This is a genomic window from Francisella sp. SYW-2, assembly GCF_008711475.1.
GTDB classification, from domain to species: Bacteria; Pseudomonadota; Gammaproteobacteria; order Francisellales; family Francisellaceae; genus Francisella; species Francisella salimarina.
In genome coordinates, this window is sequence record NZ_VXKO01000057.1 from 1 (window position 1) to 2,372 (window position 2,372).

Sequence of the window (2,372 nt, forward strand, 5' to 3'; positions counted from 1 at the left end):
ATTTGCATCTCCTGCTAAGCATAACTGCACTGCTTGATCCATAAACTCTTCTGGGTATCTCTTGTAAGCCATTTATCTCTCCTTTTTCTGACATCAAAAGTGTCCCAAATTGACGGGGTAGATCAATCTGCTTGATTCTAGAATCATATCCAAGCTTACCTTTGAATTTAAGATTAAGCTCACCAAGAATATTTTTAGTAATGAATTTAAAATCATCATAACATTCATCAAAGAGGATATTGTCAAAAAATAATCCACTTGCTTTGAAATAACCAAGTTGAAATACAAGAGTAGCTCTTGTTTTATTTATGGAAGCTTTAGTTGTACTAAGATGTTAAATTAAGTTCAAGCTAGTACATATAATTTTTAACTCTTTCGCTCCCTATGGTACATCTACAAAAGGCTAAAATAGCTATCAGATTGCAAATTTAGAGCTGTTCCTTAGGTTTAAGTCATGTATGATGATTTATATCAAGGAATTAACGATAAATGAGTGGTAAAATCTAACAAATAATCATAGCCAGTATGAGCTATGAGCGAGAACTTATAAACTCAACAGTCTGCTTATCTAAATTATTTAATTTATTTTGATAGGCATCTGATTGAACATAATTTTTTGCTTGCGATAGTAATTTGGTATATAGATTTCCCTTATTTTGTTTTAATAGATCATTTTCATCAATCAAGTTCTTACACAAATCAGGATCAGACTTGCCATAAAAGTCTAAAACTGCATTACAACCTGCTCTTTTAAGGTTTTTCTTGTCTTGTTCGTTTAAATTAAAATCTATTGCCGAAATATTTCCTCTATCTATTAAGACTGTAGACTCTAAAACTTCACGGTTTTGTACAAAGATTGCGTATTGAGAATCCATTAAAGTGAACATTAATTTTTGCACATAATCCAATATCTGTCCCGTAGGTATTAAATGTTCTTCATGAGTAGGCCTATTTCCACCATTTTTAAACCAGTTTATCATTTCATCAGTAGTTATTAAGAACCCTAATGAATCACTATTTGGAAAGTTAGATTTCATATATAAAATAGGATAATTCATAACAGCACCTCCATCTACATATGCTGTTATATCTTTTCTAAATAAATTTGAAGGATCATTCATGTCAACATATCTAAGTTTACCAAAATACTCAGTATAGAAATCTGCTCTCCAAAAGAAAGGGATATCAGAGCTTGTATGCATTGCTGTAGCTAATGGAATATCTCTTGTTCTACTATCTTCAGAACTAAGAACTTCATATGATCCTGAAGATATATTAGTAACAAAAATATAGATCTGTTTACCAGTTTCTTTTGAGACCTCTGCTAATGTGGCTTCACCTTTTCCTTCACCTAGTTTATTCGATACCAATTCTTTCAAAAATTGATGTAGCTTTTCACCATCATAATAGCCGTATCTCATTGTGATGTTCATAAACATGTGAGGGTAATCACTTGGCCCTGGACCATCTAAAAAATCATTAAAATTTAATTTAGATAAAACATTATCAATATCATCTGAGGTGTATCCTAAAGCAACCATACCAGCCGCTATTGACCCGGCTGAAGTCCCTGCCACCTTTGAAACACTATTTCCAATGTCTCCATTAATTTCTTCATATGCTCTTATAGCTCCTGCATAGCTAACACCTGCAACACCAGCTCCAGAAAAAACTAATGTCCCATTATTGTTGCTAATATTGGATGATATCCCAAATATAGGAAATAAAAATAATATATATCTGTATAAATTTTTAAGTTTCATTATTGTTAATTATTTTTTAATAAAAAATTATATAGGTTCTGTGCACAAAAATAAATATTCATCGTAGCCAAAGATAATAAATCTTGTAACATTTCTTTATAGTGTTTAGATTTCTCAGAGTCTACATATTTCCAAAGTAACACTTCATTTTTGAGAGTATCATAGATAAATATTATAGACTGTTGAGTTAGTCAAACAATTTTCTGCACTCACTTATTTTTAACAGCACTATCTAAAAACAGTAAAAAATGCTTGTTTTGTATCTATATTCGCAATTTTTGGAATATATAGATACATTTATCCTAACTAAGCCCTCAAATTGACGGCTTTGAACATTGTTACGAGACAGCATTACTGATCCACTTTATGGTTAGATTGAGACACGATTACTGACCCAGAGCAGACAATAAGACTGATCCACTATTTGTTTAATGAAGTTCATTAATTAATATACTTCTAAAGGCTGTTGAGTTAATGAAAGTCCTTTTTCATATGTTTTAATATTGAGTATTTTTTAGATAAATCTGACTCAAAATCTTACTTTTGTGTTTCATATCAGCATTTTATGCTGATATGAATACACCTATTCTAGTTAAACCATTAAATTGA

1 protein-coding gene is annotated in these 2,372 nt (G+C 30.7%); it reads right to left on the bottom strand.

Features of this window, described 5'->3' with window-relative positions; genetic code table 11:
- Window positions 1-530: 530 nt before the first annotated feature.
- Window positions 531-1,763, bottom strand: a complete 1,233-nt coding sequence (locus tag F3D57_RS10110) for a patatin-like phospholipase family protein (RefSeq protein WP_150466162.1) — start codon at window positions 1,761-1,763, stop codon at window positions 531-533.
- Window positions 1,764-2,372 lie beyond the last annotated feature (609 nt).